General features: G+C 64.0%; 20 protein-coding genes. 14 read left to right on the top strand and 6 right to left on the bottom strand.

Annotated features, from left to right (window positions below):
- Positions 1-39: 39 nt before the first annotated feature.
- The gene (locus tag WNZ15_RS13695; RefSeq protein WP_342893541.1) at positions 40-1,605 is read left to right on the top strand and encodes a CYTH and CHAD domain-containing protein; all 1,566 of its coding nucleotides are present in this window, start codon (positions 40-42) and stop codon (positions 1,603-1,605) included.
- A gap of 21 nt (positions 1,606-1,626) precedes the next feature.
- Here WNZ15_RS13695 and WNZ15_RS13690 read toward each other — a convergent pair whose 3' ends face one another.
- The 3 genes from WNZ15_RS13690 to WNZ15_RS13680 form a co-directional block, all read right to left on the bottom strand.
- Positions 1,627-1,839, bottom strand: a complete 213-nt coding sequence (locus tag WNZ15_RS13690; protein ID WP_342893540.1) for a helix-turn-helix transcriptional regulator — start codon at positions 1,837-1,839, stop codon at positions 1,627-1,629.
- A complete protein-coding gene (locus WNZ15_RS13685; RefSeq protein WP_342893539.1) occupies positions 1,839-2,240 on the bottom strand; it encodes a hypothetical protein in 402 nt (133 codons plus the stop codon). The genes WNZ15_RS13690 and WNZ15_RS13685 overlap by 1 nt, the downstream gene beginning before the upstream one ends.
- Positions 2,241-2,421: 181 nt before the next feature.
- On the bottom strand, positions 2,422-5,040 hold the full coding sequence (locus WNZ15_RS13680) for an autotransporter domain-containing protein (RefSeq protein ID WP_342893538.1): 2,619 nt from the start codon (positions 5,038-5,040) through the stop codon (positions 2,422-2,424).
- A 458-nt stretch (positions 5,041-5,498) separates the two neighbouring features.
- On the opposite strand from WNZ15_RS13680, the gene WNZ15_RS13675 reads away from it, so the two are divergent.
- Positions 5,499-5,927 carry an SgcJ/EcaC family oxidoreductase gene (locus tag WNZ15_RS13675; protein WP_342893537.1) on the top strand — a complete coding sequence of 143 codons (429 nt, stop codon included), beginning with the start codon at positions 5,499-5,501 and terminating at the stop codon, positions 5,925-5,927.
- Positions 5,928-5,972: 45 nt separating this feature from the next.
- Here WNZ15_RS13675 and WNZ15_RS13670 read toward each other — a convergent pair whose 3' ends face one another.
- Positions 5,973-6,536 (bottom strand): carboxymuconolactone decarboxylase family protein, encoded by a 564-nt coding sequence (locus tag WNZ15_RS13670; RefSeq protein ID WP_342893536.1) that lies wholly within the window; start codon positions 6,534-6,536, stop codon positions 5,973-5,975.
- Between the two features lie 194 nt (positions 6,537-6,730).
- Between WNZ15_RS13670 and WNZ15_RS13665 the strand changes: the two genes are divergently transcribed.
- Positions 6,731-7,342, top strand: a complete 612-nt coding sequence (locus tag WNZ15_RS13665; RefSeq protein ID WP_342893535.1) for a helix-turn-helix domain-containing protein — start codon at positions 6,731-6,733, stop codon at positions 7,340-7,342.
- A gap of 160 nt (positions 7,343-7,502) precedes the next feature.
- Here the strand turns inward: WNZ15_RS13665 and WNZ15_RS13660 are convergent, their stop codons facing one another.
- Positions 7,503-7,970: a MarR family winged helix-turn-helix transcriptional regulator gene (locus WNZ15_RS13660; protein ID WP_342893534.1), complete on the bottom strand. Its 468-nt coding sequence runs from the start codon at positions 7,968-7,970 to the stop codon at positions 7,503-7,505.
- Positions 7,971-8,047: 77 nt separating this feature from the next.
- Here WNZ15_RS13660 and WNZ15_RS13655 point away from each other — a divergent pair, with 77 nt between their 5' ends.
- The 5 genes from WNZ15_RS13655 to WNZ15_RS13635 are packed head-to-tail and all read left to right on the top strand — an operon-like array spanning position 8,048 to position 12,298.
- Complete coding sequence (locus WNZ15_RS13655; protein ID WP_342893533.1) at positions 8,048-9,070, top strand: YHYH protein; 1,023 nt, start codon at positions 8,048-8,050, stop codon at positions 9,068-9,070.
- Positions 9,071-9,128: 58 nt separating this feature from the next.
- Positions 9,129-9,665, top strand: coding sequence for a cytochrome b (locus WNZ15_RS13650; RefSeq protein WP_342893532.1), 537 nt, complete (start codon positions 9,129-9,131; stop codon positions 9,663-9,665).
- 19 nt (positions 9,666-9,684) lie between these two features.
- Positions 9,685-9,900: a 4Fe-4S dicluster domain-containing protein gene (locus WNZ15_RS13645; RefSeq protein ID WP_342893531.1), complete on the top strand. Its 216-nt coding sequence runs from the start codon at positions 9,685-9,687 to the stop codon at positions 9,898-9,900.
- Between the two features lie 2 nt (positions 9,901-9,902).
- Complete coding sequence (locus WNZ15_RS13640; RefSeq protein WP_342893530.1) at positions 9,903-10,580, top strand: ferric reductase-like transmembrane domain-containing protein; 678 nt, start codon at positions 9,903-9,905, stop codon at positions 10,578-10,580.
- Positions 10,577-12,298, top strand: coding sequence for an FAD-binding protein (locus tag WNZ15_RS13635; RefSeq protein ID WP_342893529.1), 1,722 nt, complete (start codon positions 10,577-10,579; stop codon positions 12,296-12,298). The genes WNZ15_RS13640 and WNZ15_RS13635 overlap by 4 nt, the downstream gene beginning before the upstream one ends.
- Before the next feature lie 65 nt (positions 12,299-12,363).
- On the opposite strand, the gene phnF is transcribed toward WNZ15_RS13635, so the two are convergent.
- On the bottom strand, positions 12,364-13,104 hold the full coding sequence (phnF, locus tag WNZ15_RS13630; RefSeq protein WP_342893528.1) for a phosphonate metabolism transcriptional regulator PhnF: 741 nt from the start codon (positions 13,102-13,104) through the stop codon (positions 12,364-12,366).
- 131 nt (positions 13,105-13,235) lie between these two features.
- Between phnF and phnG the strand changes: the two genes are divergently transcribed.
- From phnG to phnL, 6 genes are read left to right on the top strand one after another with little or no spacing between them, the layout of a single operon-like run.
- Positions 13,236-13,769, top strand: a complete 534-nt coding sequence (gene phnG, locus WNZ15_RS13625; RefSeq protein WP_342893527.1) for a phosphonate C-P lyase system protein PhnG — start codon at positions 13,236-13,238, stop codon at positions 13,767-13,769.
- A complete protein-coding gene (gene phnH, locus WNZ15_RS13620) occupies positions 13,769-14,395 on the top strand; it encodes a phosphonate C-P lyase system protein PhnH (protein ID WP_342893526.1) in 627 nt (208 codons plus the stop codon). The genes phnG and phnH overlap by 1 nt, the downstream gene beginning before the upstream one ends.
- Before the next feature lie 4 nt (positions 14,396-14,399).
- A complete protein-coding gene (locus tag WNZ15_RS13615) occupies positions 14,400-15,521 on the top strand; it encodes a carbon-phosphorus lyase complex subunit PhnI (RefSeq protein ID WP_342893525.1) in 1,122 nt (373 codons plus the stop codon).
- Positions 15,518-16,447: an alpha-D-ribose 1-methylphosphonate 5-phosphate C-P-lyase PhnJ gene (locus WNZ15_RS13610; RefSeq protein ID WP_342893524.1), complete on the top strand. Its 930-nt coding sequence runs from the start codon at positions 15,518-15,520 to the stop codon at positions 16,445-16,447. The genes WNZ15_RS13615 and WNZ15_RS13610 overlap by 4 nt, the downstream gene beginning before the upstream one ends.
- Positions 16,444-17,232 (top strand): phosphonate C-P lyase system protein PhnK, encoded by a 789-nt coding sequence (phnK, locus tag WNZ15_RS13605; protein WP_342893523.1) that lies wholly within the window; start codon positions 16,444-16,446, stop codon positions 17,230-17,232. Before WNZ15_RS13610 ends, phnK begins: the two co-directional genes overlap by 4 nt.
- Positions 17,233-17,244: 12 nt before the next feature.
- Positions 17,245-17,949, top strand: coding sequence for a phosphonate C-P lyase system protein PhnL (phnL, locus tag WNZ15_RS13600; protein WP_342893522.1), 705 nt, complete (start codon positions 17,245-17,247; stop codon positions 17,947-17,949).
- Positions 17,950-17,988: the final 39 nt, after the last annotated feature.

The raw sequence follows: 17,988 nt of genomic DNA, 5'->3' as shown, positions 1-17,988 counted from the left end.
TTTCTGGACAAGCGGATCGGGGTTGGCTAACAATCCGGAATGAGCAAATCAGGACGTGAAATCGAGCTCAAGCTCGAACTGGAACCGACAGCCCAGGACGCGATCAGGCGCGGCGGCACCGTCGAAGGGTTCGCCGCCGGCAAGGCGGTGACCAAAACCCTGCAGTCCATCTATTTCGACACGCCTGACCAGGCACTGCGCAAGGCCAAGATCTCCCTGAGGGTGCGCAAGGCCGGCCGCAGCTGGGTGCAGACCGTCAAGCTGGGAACCGGCGTGATGGGCGGCCTGTCGACGCCGGTCGAGGCGGAACACCCGGTTTCCGGCCGCGCGCTCGATTTCTCCGTGATCGAGGACCCGTCGGTGCGCGACACGCTGACCGCGACCATCGGCGAGGCGCCCCTGGCCGAGTGTTTCGAGACGGTGATGAAGCGGACGACCCGGCAATTGTCCCGCGACAGCGACGGCGCGCGGATCGAACTCGCCTTCGACACCGGCAACATCCTGGCGGGCGCGGGAACCCAGCCGCTCACCGAGCTGGAAATGGAACTGAAATCCGGTCCGAGTCTGGCTCTGTATGAGGCAGCCCGGGCGGTGCTTGGTGATGTCCCCTTCCGGTATTCGCCGTTCAGTAAGGCAGAGCGCGGTTACCGCTTTGCAGAGGGCAGCACCCCGGAAGAACGCACGCCCTGCTTCGCCGAGGCCGTCTCGTTCACGCACGGCGCCTCGACGGAGGTCGCCTTCCGCGATGTGCTGCGGTCCTGCCTGACCCAGATATCCGAAAACCGGCTGGTGGTTCTGGCTTCCGAAGACCCGGAAGGCCCGCACCAGTTGCGCGTCGGCCTGCGCCGGCTGCGCAGTGCGTTCCGGCTGTTCCGGCCGATCCTCAATCCGGCGACCACGCAGCCGCTGGACGCGATGGCCCGCATCATCGCCACCGAGGCCGGTGCCTTGCGGGATATGGATGTGCTGATCGATGAAATCGTCGTTCCGCTGATCGAAAAGGCGCCGGACAGCCTGTCCTTCGACGCCTTGCTGACGGATCTGAACGCGGCGCGCGGGAAGGACACCCGTGGCACGCTGACCGATCATCTGAAATCGGCGGAGGTCAACGCCTTCCTGCTGGATCTGGCCGCCTTCACCGAGGGCCGGGGCTGGCTCGATCCGGAAAATCTCGGCCAGACCGCGCTTCTGGCGCAACCGATCGAGAAGTATGCCGGCCATGCCCTCGCCAGACAGTGGAAAAAGGTGCTGAAATACGGCAAGCGCATCGAGGGCCTGTCCGTCCCCGAACGCCATGAAATGCGCAAGGCGATGAAGAAGATGCGCTACGGCATCGAGTTCTTCGGCAGCCTCTATCCGGCCGACGGTGTGAAACCGTTCCTGAAGCGCATGAAGAAGCTGCAGGACATTTTCGGCTATCTCAACGACGTCGCAATGGCCGAGACCCTGCCGGAAAAATACACCGCCACCGGACCCCAGTCCGAAACGGCGCGGCTGGCGATCGGCTTCGTCATCGGCTGGCACGAGGCCCAGTGCCAGGCCAAGTGGCAGCATGCCAAAGGCTACTGGGACGCCACCAGGAAAACGCCGAAGTTCTGGACCTAGGGCATTTCACCCGGCCCTTGATCAAGGCCCGGGCGGGAGGTCGTCATCGCATTCGAAGATGTCCTCGATCGCCATTTCGAACAGGCGGGCAATCCTGAAGGCCAGCGGCAGAGACGGATCGTACCGTCCGGCTTCTATGGCGTTGATTGTCTGGCGGGATACGTTCAGCTTGTCGCCCAGCACCGATTGGGACCATTTGCGTTGGGCGCGCAGAATCTTCAGCCTGTTGCGCATCAAAAGACGCCGCCGTCCCGCTTGGTGATCACCAGGGCCGCCGCGCCGTAACTCAGCCAGAAGGTCGGCACCAGCCAGAAGACATCAAGAGCCGGTGCACCAGCCAGGTTCTCCAGCGTTCCCCATACCGACGCCATCACCATCAGGCAGACCAGGCCGAACAGGACCGCCTTGATCTGAATTGTGCGCAGAAATTCGTCGATTTCGGTGATGAACCGCCAATGCGCCCAGAACGTGCACAGGATCGCGATGATCGGCAAAGCAGCCAGCACATAAAGACCCATTGCAGGCAAGTCGGCGTGATCGCGTGCCCATACCACCCCGATCGTGGCGGCCATGTAGCCGATCATGGATGGAACGAAAATCATGAAATAACGGCGTGTGGCCTGTTGGTGGGTCATCGTGGTCTCCGGCAAAAATGTAAAGTTAACTTTACATAGTCGTCGGCAGACAGATATGTCAAGGGACCTTTCCATTCGATCGAGACCCCGCCCAGGGTCCAAGGCCGGTCTTTCAGTTCCGGCTCCTGGAACAGCTTACCGGACGTGCGCTGCAGCGCCGGATCCACCTGTGCATCCCGCGTCAGAACCGCGCGGAAAGCCTTGCGTTGAAGCCGTGGTCACTGGCGGTCGCACCGAGTTCGCCGTTGTAGCCGGCGCTGACGGTCACGCCTTCGCCAAGGCCGAAGGTCAGACCCGCCTCGAGCAGGGCTGTGTCCCGGTCCAGAGGCGTGCCGGAAATATCGAAAGCATTTCCGCCGGCAAAGCGCATCGTCGAGACTGCATCCAGATCGCCGAGGGCATGGCGCCAGCCGACGCTGCCGGACACCGTGGCGCTGAACGCACCGTTGGTCGCGATCTGCCGCTCCAGCCGCGCACCCAGGGTGGTAACCCCAAGGGTTTGCGATGTGGAGCCAACGGTGAGGGCCGACGCACCGCCTGTTTCAGTGAAACCGTCGCTGTGCTGGTAGATGAGGGCCGCCCCCGCGAAGGGTTCGATACGGGCGAACGGCGTGTCGAGCATATAGCCGACCTCGCCGAACACCTGCGCAGTGGACGCCGCATAGTCGGCAGTCAAGGTGTTGCTCAGTCCGCCCACGGTGACATTGCGCGTCGTCGAGACATCGTGCCAGGCATAGCCCGCGCCCAGATGCAGGCCGAGCGCGCCAAAGCGTTGGCCGCCATAAGCGCCCAGATGATAGCTGTCGGCATCCCCGGACGAGGCCCGGGAATCGACATCGAAGCTGGCCTTGCCGTAACCGGCCAGTATTCCCGCGCGCCAGCCGTCGAAGACGTCCGCGTCAAGACCGAGGAAGAAACCGCCACTGGTATGGTCCATCTGCGCCTTGCCATCGCCGCCACGGGTCTCGCCCCAGCCGCCATAGGCCTGCCCCCAGGCTGTGACGCCCACGGAATTGCCTGGCGCCTCGCCGGCCCCGTTGAACGCGATCATCGGCACATCGCCTGCCGCCGGCCCGCCGAAAGCACCTCGGATGCGGTTGTTGACGGCATCGCGGCCAAAGCGGCTCTGCTGAACCAGCAGCGTGTTGGTGGAGGCATGGACCTCGCCGGACAGGGTGTCGAAGGCTGCCCGCGCAGCCGCGCCGCTGAGCGCCACGACCTCATCATAGACCGCGTTGCCGCTGCCGAGACTTTCGACGGCCGAGGCGGTGGCGGTCTGGTTTCCCGTAACCGCTGCGGAGGTAAAGGCCGACGAATTGCGCGTCAGCGTCAGGGTGACGCTGGTCGCCCCATATCCGAGCGCGGCATCAAGGAACGCGAAATCTTCGCTGACGGAGCCGAACGTGCCGTTCACCGCGGTGTCGGCGGTCAGGATCGTGTAGGTGGTCGAGGTGTCGTAGGTCGACCCGTCGTCCGTTCCGTTTTCAGCGCTCACGGAGACCTTGGCGCCACTGTCGATGGTCACCGTGCCTGTCGCGGCCAGCTTGTCGGCATTACCGTCCTTGTCGACTTCGACCGCGTAGGTGGAGCCGGAGACGAAGTTGACGTTCCCCGCCACATTGAGGGTACCGATGGAATTGCCGGGCGCGACGGTGGCGCCGGAGGACAGCGTGAAACCGCTCACCGTGCCCGTACCGCCGATGGTGCCGCCGCTGGCAACCGTGATCGCGCTGGTGAAGGTGCTGTTGAAGGCAAGGGTGCCGCCGGAGATTGTCGTTGTTCCGGTGAAGCCGGACAGGTCACCGCCGAGCTTTGTCGTGCCGGCTTCGTTGACAAGAGTGCCGCTGCCGGTGATGTCGGCATCGAAGGCATAGTCTGTGCCGGTGTGATTGAACACGATCTTGCCGGTGCCGCTGCCGAAGGCCACGGTGTCGGCGTTGACCGTTCCGGCCGCAGCCGCCGTGCTGCCCGAGGCCGCGCCGATGTTCAGCGTGCCGGTTGACCCGGTGTTTTTTGCAATATTCAGCGTGCCGCTGCCCGCGTTAACGGTTATTTTGCCGCCGTCGGCGAGCGTCAGGGTTCCGGTTCCATCACTGCCCACAATGGCGCCGTTGGCCGCCTGGATCAGGGAGCCCTGACCCGTGACGGTCGCGGTGCCGGTCGAGCCGGTCAACCACCCGATATCCACGTCGTCACCGACAAACTTGCCGCCATCGGAAACCGTCAGCGTGCCTGTGCCGGCATTGCCGACATTGACACCCGTCGTGGAGACAAATTGCGACCCCGCTCCGGTCACGGTCAACGTACCATTGGCAGCGCTGGTGTCGCCAATCTGCAGGAGCGTGCCCGTGGCCTTTCCGCCATCGGAAATCGTCAGTGTGCCCGTGCCGGAACCGCCAATGGAAAGACCGGCGTCGTTGGTCCAGTCCGATCCGGACCCGTCCACCGTGACCGTTCCCACGGAACCGGCCTGGCTGCCGATGATCCCGCCTGAACTCGTGACCTTGCCGCCGGCAGAAACCGCAACCGACCCGGTGCCGGTATCGCCAATGGTAATCGTCCCGGAATTGTCCCACGGGCTGCCCAGCGTCCCCGGGGCGCCCGCTCCGCTGCCGATCACCGTCTCGCTCGAGCCGTCGATGGTATCGACAGTGGCCAGAGCAGGCGCTATTGCGCCAGGCGCCAGAACGGGCACCAGAACAAGGCTCCCTGTCAGGGCCGTTGCCAGCAGCAACCCGGAGCGGCAATGCCGCAATGTGGCGGGAGAATTCTGCGAAAAATGGGTCCGGGACGAGAGCATCGGGTCCTGTCTGCGTTCGAATATCGGCTTCTAAGCCCTTGTTTCTGTTATCGAGCGCAACGCGAGGCCACACCTAATACATGTGAATCGCAGACTAGGGTCCGAATACGGGTCCCGCTATCCGATTCCTGCAAAAGTATGGCGCCCCTGTAGTTTTCAACAATAAATTCGCGTTTCGGTATCGCCAGGTGTCCGCACCAACAACCGGCCATCTTGTCCGCCATCGGTCCAGCCGTCGAAATTCGCGGTCCGGTCACTTCGGTGCGCAGGCCCGCTCCACGCAGGCGAGCCTGCGTGATGGCCGGCGTGATCGCTGGCCTGATCTCTGGCCTGATCTCTGGCATGTCATCGAAAAAACGGGCTAGTCTGCGAAAATCGTTTGCGAAATCTTTTTCGAATTGCCGCCCTGACGAAATTGCCTGCCGGACAGGCCATGTGAATTGGAGAGCGTTGTGCCGATGTTCCGTTTCTTTCTGACTGCCTTGATTGTCCTGGCGGTTTCCGGCCCGGTACAGGCCCAGGAAACCCCTCTCCAGAAAAGAATGAAGGCCTTCATTGAGGCCTATAACGCCAGGGATGCCGAGGCCGTATCAGGTTTCTACACCGAAAAAGGCGCGCTTCTGCCACCTCGGGGCAAGGCTCTCTTCGGGCGCCCGCCCATTGCAGCGCACTATGCCAATGCGTTTTCAAATGGTGTCACGGACCTCAAGTACCGCATTCTGGAAATCGACCAGACCAGCGCGGATACGGCCATCGAGATTGGAGAGACTAAGGTCGCCTTCAACGCGCAGACCATCATCGGCCGGTCCATGCATGTCTGGAAGAATGTCAACGGCGAATGGTTCCTGCACAGGGACATGTACCATGTCCTTGCCATGACCAAATGAAGCCGGCTTCGGGGCGGCTTCCCGCCGCCCCGGAACATCTGGCCGTCAGGCGGCCTTGTCGGCGCGTTCCCAGGCGAATTTCCGGAAAGGCGCATCCACAGGCGTGTCGGCGATGTGGTTGGTGTAGTTGGACATGACCTTCTGGCTGTAGCCGAGAATCACTTCCAGGATGTTGCGCCTGGTGTACCCGGCATCGAGGAACGCTTGCACGTCCGCGTCGGACAGGTTACCACGTTGGCGCACCAGTTTCAGGGTGAAATCACGCAGCGCTTCCAGGCGCGGCGTCGGCAGCGCCGTTTCGTTGCGCAGCGCATCGGTGATGGCATCGTCCACGTTCATGCTCTTGGCGATGCCCGTATGCGCGGGAACGCAGTAATGGCATGCGTTCTCCACGTTCACGGTCTGCCAGACCACTGTCTGTTCGTCCTTGTCGAAGCTGGAATTCGCGAACAGCTCATGCACGCGCTGAAAGGCTTCCAGCAGGCCCGGCGCCTCGGCCATCACGGCGTGAAGCCCTGGCACCATGCCGAAGGCGGCCTTGGATTTTGCCAGCAGCGGCTGCGAATCTTCCGGAGCGTTGGTCTCGTCGTAAAGCGTGAAGTCGGTCATCTCTGTTCATCCTTTGAGGGTGTTCGGGCGGGAGGAACCCGTGAATTTGTCGGGCGGCAGGCCGGGCTTGCGATCAGCAGATAAGCTCGTTTGAGTGATTGCTCAATAGATTGTTTGAGCAATCACTCAAATGTGAGTGCGCCCCACATTTGCGAGACGAGACATTCCGGCAGAAAGGCCCTATTTTTTGACCCATGAAACGAGCTCAACCCTATGACCGCGAAAAAGCGCTGGACGCGGCCCAGGACCTGTTCTGGCGCAAGGGCTATCACGCCACCTCCCTGAAGGATCTGGAGGCCGCGCTGGCCATGAAGCCAGGCAGCATCTATGCCGCATTCAAAAGCAAGGAAGCTCTCTTTCTGGCGGGTCTGGAGCGGTATTTTCTGACCAGCCGCCAGTCCGTCAGGGACCAGATGGCCGTAGCGGACACCGTTCTGGGCGGTCTGGCGGATCACCTGCGGAGCCATGGCGCGATGGCGGGCGGGCCACCTGACAACCGTGCCTGCATGATCGTCAAGACCCTTCTGGACACCACAGCCGAAGACGGCGCAGTCTCCGCCTGGGCCCACACCTACTTCGAGGACATGCGGTCCGAATTCGCCGGCTTCTTCCGCAAGGCCCGGGAGAACGGCGAACTCCCTCCCGGCGCCGACCCCGACCGCCTCGCCCGCCGCTATCAGGCCAATATCACCGCCCTCAGGGTGGAAGCACACCTGGGCGGCGATCCCGCCGCCCTGACGGACCTTGCCGACAGCATGGCGCGGGATGTGGAGGAGCTGCGAAACAGCGGCGGAACCAGCCGGTAGTGACCGGGCCCGCTCCGGCAGCCCGGGATCGCGCCCGCCCCCAGAACCACAGGATGGGTCAGGTTCTTCTGGCGGCATGAGGGGCAGCACGCGAAGGGCTCCCGGAAACAACAGAGCAGCGCAGCCGGGAAGACGGTCTGAACCGGTCGATGGACGGCGCTCAATCCGGTTTGCTTGCGCCAGGGCGCGGGGTGCGGCTCCCCGGGATCGTACCGCCCAGCCGGTCGCGCAACCGGCGGGAAAATTCGAAGAAAGGCACCGCATCCTCTCCAAGTATCTCCCGGAGAATTTCATCGACCTCCGACCAGGCCTCGCCGATCCCGGCAAGGAGAGTTCGCCCCTTTTCGGTCAATTCCAGCACGTTTTGCCGGCGCGATGCCGGGTCGATCGTACGCGTGATGTATCCGGCGGCCAGAAGCCGGTCCGTCATCGTGCTCATGCTCGCGGAAGTGACCCCGAACGCCGTCGCAAGTTCGGCCTGCGAAATGGCCCCGGTCCTGCCCATCGCCTCGAGGATGCGGGCCTGACGGGGCTGGATGCCGAGCGGTGCCAGTTTCCGGCGCAACTCCGTCTCGACGAGGTCTGCGCTGTGAAGGAGACCGTGGAACTGACATTGATCATCTTGCATGCTAACAGTTAATATACTATATGTTTAATGGCAACAAGATGCCTGCATTGCATTCTGGACAAATCGAGGGACCAGCCATGTTCGCGAAGCCGGTAACGTTTCTGGTACCGGCCTTGCTCGCCGGAACCCTCCTGGCGGCAAGCCCGGCGTCTGCGCAGACGGCCGACGCGCACCTTGCCCGCATCGGCGGTTTTTTCGAGACCGCGGATGTCGTGAAGGGTCCCGATCCGGTCGAATGCACCTTGTCAGGCGGCACGCAGACGACCTGCTTTTCCATCACGGTGCGCCCGAACCCGCTGGACCGCACGCCGGGACCATGGTGCCCCTCGAACATCTCGGACGGCGCCGATGCGGGCGGCATCTGGTTCCTCGACGGCGAGACCGTGGACGTGGACGGCGCCTTCATCGCCAGCCTCGCCGAGACCTATGGCGACACCCGCTGGCAGCTTTTCGACGCCGACACGGGCGCGGTGCGGTTCACCGGCACGCTGGAAGCCTGCCAGGCGGCCGCACGCCCCGATGTCGACCCGGCGTATCAGAATTACTGCGTTCAATGCCTGCCGGAATACATGCCCGAAGACGCGACGATCACCTATGTGATTCCGCTGGAGCCGGTTCCCGCCGAACGACCGGCCCCCACGAACCGGACCGGTTCGGGCGTTGCCTTCAACGGCGTCCGACTTGACGGGCCGGCCCCGTTGGATGCGATCCTGGGCGCGCACACGATCGCGCCCTTCGACGATTGCGGCGGACATGTGAACCCGCATGTCGGCTATCACTACCATGCCGTGACGGACTGCCTTTCCGGCGTGGAGACGACGCTCGGCCCGCTCGAAAGCGATGCCGTGAAAGCGCATGGCGGCCAGATCGGCATCGCGATGGACGGCCACGCTGTTTTCCCGCATTTGCTTGCCGACGGCCATGCCCCCGAAGGGCTCGATGCATGTCACGGGCATGAAGCCGAAGGCTTGCCATACCACTATCACGCCGGCTCAGCCGGTTCGAACCAGATTCTCGGCTGCCTGGCGGCTCAATCCGGTTGCGTTCTCATTGAAGGGGAGACGGTCTGCGACGCAAGCCGTCGTCCTCCGCACCCCTGATTGAACAGGCCTGCTGAACCGCATTCATCCTGGAAGAACTCATAAGGAGCCGTTTTTCATGAACGCCTTGTCCGACCGTCCCGACCGCTACGGTCTCGTAAGCCGAACGTTCCACTGGGGCATGGCCGCCCTGTTTGCGGTACAATTCCTGTCGGCCGCCGCACATTGGGCCTTGCCTCGTGAAAATGCGCTGCGGGAGACGCTCTGGGGCTCCCACTCGGCGCTGGGAACGACCCTTTTCCTGCTGGTCCTGCTGCGTGGATTGTGGGGATTGGCAAATATTCCGCAGCGGCCACCCCATTCGGGTGCGGCGGGACAGGCGGCGCTCCTTGGGCATGTGGCGATCTATCTTCTCATGGTGCTCGTCCCGGCAGTCAGGCTTCTCGCCGCCGCGGGCGGCACCCGGGGGTTCAGCTATCTCGGCATTCCGGTTTTCCCGGCACGCGAAACCGCAATCGCCTGGATGCAGGCCCCGGCGGAATGGCATGGGGAACTGGGCTGGATCCTCGCGCTTGTAGTGCTCGGTCACATAGCCATGGCAACCGTCTGGCATCGCCTGATCCAGCGCGACAATGTCCTGCAACGCATGACGTGACGGAGACTGGACCAGACAAATGACCATCAAAAGCATCACGGGCTGCATCGGCTGCGAAGAATGTGTGAAATCCTGCCCCTGCGACGTGATCCGGATTGATCCCGACAGCGGCAAGGCTGTGATCGCATATCCGGCCGACTGCCAGATCTGCCATCTGTGCCGCATGTATTGCCCGGTGGATGCCATCGAGATGGCGCCGGAAAAGTCCATTCCCGTTGTTGTGCCATGGGGATAGACATGAAATTCACGGCGCGAAGGACCGCGATCGTTGCCGGGCTGGCCATCTTCCTTGGGTTGCCGCTGCTCTTCTACGCCCTCGGAGAGGCGCCGCGACGAACCGTCCTGAAAGAAGCATTCTCGATCCTGACGCTGTTGGCGTTTTCAATGATGCTCGGCCAGTTCTTTCTGGCACGCAGCAACGAGACCCTGCTCAGCCTGTTCAAGCCGCCGCAGATCCAGAAGGTTCACAAATACATCGCCTATTCCGCGGTCACGGTGATCCTGCTGCATCCCGTGCTGATCGTCCTGCCCCGCGCTTTCGAAGGCGGGGTGACGCCCTGGAACGCCTTCGTCACGATGGTCACCTCCTTCGACAACCTCGGGATCTTGCTCGGAATTGCCGGGTGGGTCCTGCTTCTGGTGCTGGTGGTGACCGCCTGGTTCCGTACCCCGCTGATCAAGCGGTTCACCCACCGCTATCGCGGCTGGCGGTATTTCCATGGCGGGCTTGCGGTGGCATTCACGTCCATTGCGCTCTGGCATGCGATCGACCTGGGCCGCCACACCGATATCGCCCTGTCCACGTTCTATGTCTCGCTGACGCTGACCGGCTTCGCATTGCTGGCAAGACTTTACCTGCGCGCACACCCGAACAAGCCACGCACGCCCCCTGTTTCCGAAGGAGCCGCATCATGACCGCACAAGATCATACCACCGGCCCGACCCGCCGCGCATTCCTTGCGCTCTCGGGTGCAACAGCGGGACTGGCCTCTCTCGGCATGGAAGCCTGGGCGGAAAACCGTGTCGAAATCGACGCGGACGCCATGGGCAACAGCGATCTTTCCACGGAGGTCCTTGTGATCGGCGGTGGCATGGCCGGGCTGTTCGCGGCGGTCAAGGCGCATGACGCGGGCGCCGCCACCATGATCGTTTCGAAGGGGCGGCTGGGATCCTCGGGCCTGACGCCGTTCGGCAAGGGCTTCTTCGTGTTCGATCCCGGGGCCGAAACGGGCACCATCGACGATTTCGTCGCGACGGTTTCGCGCTCGGCGCTCGGCACAAACAATCCGGTCTACACCCGCCAGGTGGCCGAGCATTCCCTCGACCGCGCGCGCGAATTGCGCGACTGGGGTTTCTTCGACCAGACGCTGGCCAACCGCCCGTTCATGCGGCCGATCGATGAGCGTGGCATCCCGCTGATGGAACGGGTGGTCATCACCCATCTCATCAAGGAAGACGGACGGATCGCGGGGGCGGCGGGTTTCCGGCTGGACGCTGCGGAAACCGTCACCATCCGGGCCAGGTCGGTGATCCTGTGCACCGGGGCCGGCGGCTTCAAGCCCAGTGGCTTTCCGGTCTGCGACCTGACCCACGACGGCACGGTGATGGCCTACGAAATAGGCGCCAGGGTTACCGGCAAGGAATGGAACGACGGCCATTCCACCCGCAGTGTCAACCCGGCCGCCTGCTTTGATACCTGGGGCGACATGTTCGAACGGGTGCCGTCAACCAACGGCGTCGAGGTGCACCACGACCTGGGCGTGGACATCAACTACCGCGCCTATGTGACCGGCAACCCGGTCGAAGGCGGCCCGGGCGCGCCGCAGCCGACGGACGAGATCGCGGGCGGGCCTTATGTTCCGCAGGAGTTTCTGCGCATCGGCCAGCCTGATGGTGGCGGCGCCCCCGGCAAGGGCGGCGCGCCCGGCGGGCCGCCTCCCGGGTTTTCCGCAGGGTCGAATGTCGGCGGCGCCTCGGCGGGCATGGCGATCCACAAGTCCGAAGGGCTGGTGCCGGTTGACGACCGCTGCGCCTCGAACATTCCGGGCCTGTACGCCGCCGGGGATGCGCTCGGCAGTCATATGGCAGGGGGGATCTATACCCAGGTCGGCTCGTCGCTTGCCGGCTCCGCCGTTCAGGGGGCCATCGCGGGGGAAGCGGCGGCGGACTATGCGCGGTCTGTGGACGCCCCCTCGATCCCGCAAGCGCGCATTGCCGGCATCCGGAATGACATCCTTGCTCCCTTGCGGCGCGAGGCGGGCTATGGCCCGGCCTGGGTCACCCAGACGCTGCAGGGGATCATGATCCCGAACTTCGTGCTCTACATCAAGAAGGGATCGATGATGCAGGCGGCACTGGCCTATGTCGAGGAATTGCGCGACCATCACGCACCGATGCTGCGGGCAGCCGACATGCACGAGTTGCGGCTGGCGCACGAGACCCGCAACATGATCCTGAGCGCCGAGATGAAGCTGCGCGCCTCGCTGATGCGCACGGAAAGCCGGTGCAGCCACTACCGGCTGGATTATCCCGAGCCTGACGATGAAAACTGGCGCGCCTGGATCAACATCCACAAGGGTGCCGACGGTTCGATGCGGCTTGAAAAACAGCCCTTCGACAGCTGGCACTCATAATCTGAGGGAAGCCACGGCTCTCAGGCGCTGATGTTGCACGCGCGGGACGAATGGGACGGGCGCCCTCACCCCGCCTCGTTCACCACAAGCTGCATCCGGTCCGCGGCCACGCGCGCCCGTGTGTACTGGATCGGCCTGCCGGACATGTCGAGGTTGACGCTTTCCATGATCATCACGGGCTGGCCGAGCGACAGGCCCAGCTGGCGGGCGTCATTGGCTTCGACCAGTTCGGCTGTGATGCGGGTTTCCTTGCGCCGGTAGTCGGTGATCCCGGCCCGTTCAAGGGCCTTCGTGATGGAGCCGCTGTCGGCGTAGTCCGCAACGAAATTCGGCACACGCGCGTCCTCGAACCAGCTTGTGCCAATGATCATCGGCACGCTGTCCGCAACGCGCAGGGTCTCCACCCGCAGGAGCGCGGTGCCGAGCGGCACATCGAGCCGGTTGGCCAGCAGCGCGTCGGCCTCCTCGGTCGCGGAGCCGATGAGGCGGCCGTCCGGCGCCCGGTCCTGGCCCGAAACGATTTCCGAAAACCGAGTCCTTGGTCCGATCGGATAGCTGAGCGGCGCCGAGGCGACGAACGTGCCGCGGCCCTGGTCGGCGCGCAGGATGCCTTCACTGGTCAGGGCGGCTATGGCACGGCGGACCGTGTGGCGGTTGACGCCGAACCGGGCGGCCAGCTCGGATTCAGGCGGCAGCCGGCTGCCTTTCTCGAAGGCACCGCTGACGATCTCCGCCTTGAGCGATTCCATGATCTGGCGCCAGACGGCAATGCCGGCGCCGCGGTCGAGTGTGCTGTTGATCGTCATGCGCCCGTCATCAAATTTCGGTACCAAAGAGTCAATCGGAATATTTGTATAGACAAATAGACAAATTAATCCTAGACAAGAGGCACTTCCGAACGCCTCCGAAGAACCGCCCAAACCAAAAAGCGCGCTTCATGAACCATTCTCAAGATACCAACGCCGATGAACCGGCCACGGGACGTGCCCAGGCGCAGGACCCGGTCGGGACATCGAACGACGCGCGCGGCGATGCGTCCGCCGCACGCCAGTCGGCAATGGCGACCCTTGCGGCCGCACCGCCCGAAACGATCGCCGAGAAATACGGCACGCTGTCTCCCCCGGCTTTCGAACTGGTACGCCAGCCCGAAACCGGCCTGGTGATGGTGCGCGGCCGCATGGGCGGCACCGGCAGTCCGTTCAATCTCGGCGAGGTCACCGTCACCCGCTGCGTCGTGCGCCTCGACACCGGCGAGACCGGCAGCGCCTACAGCCTCGGCCGCAACAAGCAGAAGGCTATGCACACGGCGGTGATCGACGCGCTCTGGCAGCGCCCCGAGACCCGGCAAACCATCGAGAACGAGATCATCGCCCCGCTCGCCGCCGCACAGGCCGCCGCGAAGACCACGGTCCGGGAAGAAACCGAGGCAACCAAGGTCAATTTCTTCACCATGGTCCGGGGAGACACCTGATGACGATCGCTTCCGAGACAAACCAGACACCGCTGGCCGCCGGGTTTCCGGATCCGGTCCACGATGCGCAGGGCTGCTTCCGTGCGCTGATGGACGCCATGGCCCGGCCCGGCACCCGCCGGAAGATCGAAACCGGTCCCCTGAACCCGCCGGCCCCTCTGACGCCGGTCGCCGCCGCCATCGCCCTCACCCTGTTCGACTACGACACGCCGGTCTGGCTCGACCGGCCGCTGATGACGTCGGACGCGGTCAAGACCTTCCTGCGCTTTCACACCGGCGCGCCGATCGTGTCGGAACCCGTGGACGCCGCCTTCGCGCTGGTCAGCGCGCCGGTTGCCATGATCCCGCTGGCTGCCTTCAACCAGGGCTCGGCGGAATATCCGGACCGGTCGACGACGGTGATCCTCACCGGACAGGATTTCGCAAACCCGGCACAGGTCACCCTCAGGGGTCCCGGCATCAAGGACACCGTCTCCTTCGCCACCGGGCCGGTGCCGCCGGTCTTCTGGGACCAGGTGACCGCCAATGCCCGTCAATTCCCGCGCGGGATCGACCTTGTCTTCGCCGGCCGGTCTGAAGCCGCCGCGCTGCCCCGGTCCACCCGGATCACGCTTCAGGAGATGTGACCCCATGTATGTTGCCGTCAAGGGTGGCGAAAAGGCCATCCGCAACGCCCACAAGCTCACCGCGAAGCGCCGCAGGGGCGACACGTCCGTCCCGGCGCTGACCCTGGAGCAGATCGCGCAGCAGCTCGCTCATTCCGTTGCCCGGGTGATGGGGGAAGGCTCGCTCTACGACGAGACGCTGGCCGCCCTGGCGATCAAGCAGGCACGCGGTGACCTGATCGAGGCCGCCTTCCTGATGCGCGCCTACCGCACCACCCTGCCGCGCTTCGGCTACAGCACTCCGGTCGACACGGGCGCCATGCTGGTCGAGCGGCGTGTCTCGGCCACCTACAAGGACCTTCCGGGCGGACAGGTTCTGGGCCCCACCTTCGACTACAGCCACCGGCTGCTGGACTTCGCGCTCGCCGCCGAGGACGACGGCATGGCACCGGAAGTGGAAGCCGCCGAGCCGCAGGAAACCGCCATGCCGCGCGTGACCGACCTGCTTGGCGACGAGGGCCTGATGGAACCGGACCCGGTCACCGACGAGGACACCCCCGTCGGGGACCTGACCCGCGAGCCGCTGGCCTTTCCCGCCGACCGGGACCTGCGTCTGCAGAACCTGGCCCGGGGCGACGAGGGCTTTCTTCTGGCGCTGGCCTATTCCACCCAGCGCGGCTACGGCCGCACGCATCCTTTCGCCGGCGAAATCCGCTATGGCGAGGTCGAGGTGGAATTCTTCGCAGAGGAGCTCGGCTTTGCCGTGAAGCTCGGCACCATCAAGGTGACCGAGTGCCAGATGGTCAACCAGTTCAAGGGCTCGGCCAGCACCGCGCCGACCTTCACGCGCGGCTACGGCCTCGTCTTCGGCCAGGTCGAACGCAAGGCCATGTCGATGGCCATGGTCGACCGGTCGATGCGCTGGCAGGAACTGGGCGAGGAGCCGGTCGCGCCGGCCCAGGACGTCGAGTTCGTGCTGTCCCATTCCGACAACATCCAGGCGACCGGCTTCGTCGAACACCTGAAACTGCCCCACTATGTCGACTTCCAGGCCGAACTCGGACTGGTCCGCCAGATGCGGTCCGAATGGTTCGAAAAACGCCGGCAGGAAGAAAACGACGACGCTGACCGGGAGGCCGCGGAATGAACGACACGGCTCAGATATTCGAACAGGGCGAATACAATTTCGCCTATCTGGACGAACAGACCAAACGCATGATCCGCAGGGCGATCCTCAAGGGCATTGCCATCCCCGGCTATCAGGTGCCGTTCGCCTCGCGCGAAATGCCGATGCCCTATGGCTGGGGCACCGGCGGCGTCCAGGTGACCGCGGCGATCCTGGGCCAGGCCGATTGCCTGAAGATGATCGACCAGGGGTCCGACGACACCACCAACGCGGTCTCCCTGCGCGGTTTCTTCGAAAAGACGGCCGGGATCCGCACAACCTTCGAGACGTCGGAAGCGACGATCATCCAGACCCGGCACCGCATTCCGGAAAAGCCGCTCACCGAGGACCAGGTGCTGGTGTTTCAGGTGCCGATCCCCGAACCCTTGCGCTTTCTGGAGCCGCGCGAAACGGAAACCCGCAAGATGCACGCGCTGGAGGACTACGGCCTCATGCATGTGAAACTCTACGAGGACATCGCCAAAAACGGCCACATCGCCACCACCTACGCCTATCCGGTCAAGGTCAACGACCGCTACGTGATGGACCCCTCGCCGACACCGAAATTCGACAATCCGAAGATCGACCGGATGGCCGCGCTTCAGCTCTATGGCGCCGGCCGCGAGAAGCGCATCTATGCCGTTCCGCCCTATACCAAAGTCAAGAGCCTCGACTTCGAGGATTATCCCTTCGAGATCCAGACCTTCGACAAGCCCTGCGGGTTGTGCGGTGCGGAGAATGTCTATCTGGACGAGGTCATCCTCGATGACCGGGGCGGCCGCATGTTCGTCTGTTCAGACAGCGACTATTGCGAGGAACGGCGCGCCGACGGCCATCTCGGCCCGATGGCGGCGGATCCCACCATGGCCGGAATTAGCGGCCACAAGCCGGAGGAGACCGCGCAATGAGCGTCACCCATCCCGAAGACCCGCTGCTGCAGGTCCACAAGGTCACCCGCTATTACGGTGACCGCGTCGGCTGCCTGGATGTTTCGTTCGACCTGTGGCCCGGTGAAGTTCTGGCCATCGTCGGTGAAAGCGGTTCCGGCAAGACCACGCTGCTCAACTGCCTGTCCACGCGCCTTGCCCCGACGGCCGGCGCCATCGAATACCGCATGCGCGACGGCTCCATGCGCAACCTCTACCAGTTGACCGAGGCCGAACGCCGCCTTCTGATGCGCACCGACTGGGGCTTCGTCCATCAGAACGCCGCTGACGGGTTGCGCATGAATGTCTCCGCCGGCGCCAATGTCGGCGAGCGGCTGATGGCCGTCGGCCAGCGCCACTACGGCAACATCCGTTCAACGGCGGACGACTGGCTCGGCCGGGTGGAAATCGAAAGCGACCGCATCGACGACGATCCGCGGTCGTTCTCGGGCGGCATGCGCCAGCGCCTGCAGATCGCTCGCAATCTGGTCACCGCGCCGAGACTCGTCTTCATGGACGAGCCAACCGGCGGGCTGGATGTCTCGGTGCAGGCCCGGCTTCTGGACCTGCTGCGCCGTCTGGTCGCCGATCTGGGTCTGTCCGTGGTGATCGTCACCCACGACCTTGCCGTCGCCCGGTTGCTGTCCCACCGGATCATGGTGATGCGCCATGGCAACGTCATCGAGACCGGCCTGACCGACCAGGTTCTGGACGACCCGCGCGAGCCCTACACCCAGTTGCTCGTCTCTTCCATTCTCCAGGTGTAAAGGAGGCGTTCGATGCCTGTGCGCTTGTATCTCAACAATGTCGGCAAGTCCTTCACCATGCATCTGCAGGGCGGCACCGTCATTCCCGTGGTTCAGAATGTCGAATTCTCCGTTGATGCCGGCGAATGCGTGGTCCTGGGCGGCCCGTCCGGTGCCGGCAAGAGCTCGATCCTGAAGATGATCTACGGCAACTACCGCTGCGACGAGGGCCAGATCCTGGTCACCGTCGGTGACGGGATCGTCAATGTGGCCGGCGCCGAGCCGCGCCGGGTCCTCACCCTGCGTGAAGATACCATCGGCTATGTCAGCCAGTTCCTGCGCACCATCCCGCGTGTTTCGGCGGAGGACGTTGTGGCCGAACCGCTGATCGCGCAGGGAACGGATGAAACCGAGGGCCGCGACACTGCCCGCGCCCTGCTGTCCCGGCTCAATGTGCCCGAGCGCCTGTGGACCCTGCCGCCGGCGACCTTCTCCGGCGGCGAGCAGCAGCGGGTCAACATCGCCCGTGGTTTCATCGCCCATTATCCGGTCCTCCTGCTGGACGAACCGACCGCGTCCCTGGATGCCGCCAACCGGGCGGTGGTCGTGCGGCTGGTGGAGGAAAAAAAGGCCAGGGGCGTCGCCATGGTCGGCATCCTGCACGATCAGGATGTCCGCGAGCAGATCGCCGACCGGATCATCGACGTCACCGGCTTCAGCGCCGAGGCCGCCGCTTGACCGAAATGACGAGGAAAGCCTTGCAGGCGGGTGGAAACT

Origin of the sequence: Roseibium sp. AS2 (genome assembly GCF_038900065.1) — a bacterium.
Taxonomy (GTDB): domain Bacteria; phylum Pseudomonadota; class Alphaproteobacteria; order Rhizobiales; family Stappiaceae; genus Roseibium.
The sequence above is the reverse complement of the archived record's forward strand: the minus strand, read 5'-3'. Positions and strand labels throughout refer to the sequence as shown.

Excerpts from the sequence above, each read along its gene's own strand:
- WNZ15_RS13645 (WP_342893531.1), top strand. The coding sequence starts at position 9,685 with ATGACCATCAAAAGCATCACGGGCTGCATCGGCTGCGAAGAATGTGTG.
- WNZ15_RS13690 (WP_342893540.1), bottom strand. The coding sequence starts at position 1,839 with ATGCGCAACAGGCTGAAGATTCTGCGCGCCCAACGCAAATGGTCCCAA.
- WNZ15_RS13695 (WP_342893541.1), top strand. The coding sequence starts at position 40 with ATGAGCAAATCAGGACGTGAAATCGAGCTCAAGCTCGAACTGGAACCG.
- WNZ15_RS13655 (WP_342893533.1), top strand. The coding sequence starts at position 8,048 with ATGTTCGCGAAGCCGGTAACGTTTCTGGTACCGGCCTTGCTCGCCGGA.
- phnG (WP_342893527.1), top strand. The coding sequence starts at position 13,236 with ATGAACCATTCTCAAGATACCAACGCCGATGAACCGGCCACGGGACGT.
- WNZ15_RS13650 (WP_342893532.1), top strand. The coding sequence starts at position 9,129 with ATGAACGCCTTGTCCGACCGTCCCGACCGCTACGGTCTCGTAAGCCGA.
- phnH (WP_342893526.1), top strand. The coding sequence starts at position 13,769 with ATGACGATCGCTTCCGAGACAAACCAGACACCGCTGGCCGCCGGGTTT.
- phnL (WP_342893522.1), top strand. The coding sequence starts at position 17,245 with ATGCCTGTGCGCTTGTATCTCAACAATGTCGGCAAGTCCTTCACCATG.
- WNZ15_RS13610 (WP_342893524.1), top strand. The coding sequence starts at position 15,518 with ATGAACGACACGGCTCAGATATTCGAACAGGGCGAATACAATTTCGCC.
- WNZ15_RS13665 (WP_342893535.1), top strand. The coding sequence starts at position 6,731 with ATGAAACGAGCTCAACCCTATGACCGCGAAAAAGCGCTGGACGCGGCC.
- WNZ15_RS13615 (WP_342893525.1), top strand. The coding sequence starts at position 14,400 with ATGTATGTTGCCGTCAAGGGTGGCGAAAAGGCCATCCGCAACGCCCAC.
- WNZ15_RS13670 (WP_342893536.1), bottom strand. The coding sequence starts at position 6,536 with ATGACCGACTTCACGCTTTACGACGAGACCAACGCTCCGGAAGATTCG.
- WNZ15_RS13675 (WP_342893537.1), top strand. The coding sequence starts at position 5,499 with ATGTTCCGTTTCTTTCTGACTGCCTTGATTGTCCTGGCGGTTTCCGGC.
- phnF (WP_342893528.1), bottom strand. The coding sequence starts at position 13,104 with ATGACGATCAACAGCACACTCGACCGCGGCGCCGGCATTGCCGTCTGG.
- WNZ15_RS13685 (WP_342893539.1), bottom strand. The coding sequence starts at position 2,240 with ATGACCCACCAACAGGCCACACGCCGTTATTTCATGATTTTCGTTCCA.
- WNZ15_RS13640 (WP_342893530.1), top strand. The coding sequence starts at position 9,903 with ATGAAATTCACGGCGCGAAGGACCGCGATCGTTGCCGGGCTGGCCATC.
- WNZ15_RS13680 (WP_342893538.1), bottom strand. The coding sequence starts at position 5,040 with ATGCTCTCGTCCCGGACCCATTTTTCGCAGAATTCTCCCGCCACATTG.
- WNZ15_RS13660 (WP_342893534.1), bottom strand. The coding sequence starts at position 7,970 with ATGCAAGATGATCAATGTCAGTTCCACGGTCTCCTTCACAGCGCAGAC.
- WNZ15_RS13635 (WP_342893529.1), top strand. The coding sequence starts at position 10,577 with ATGACCGCACAAGATCATACCACCGGCCCGACCCGCCGCGCATTCCTT.
- phnK (WP_342893523.1), top strand. The coding sequence starts at position 16,444 with ATGAGCGTCACCCATCCCGAAGACCCGCTGCTGCAGGTCCACAAGGTC.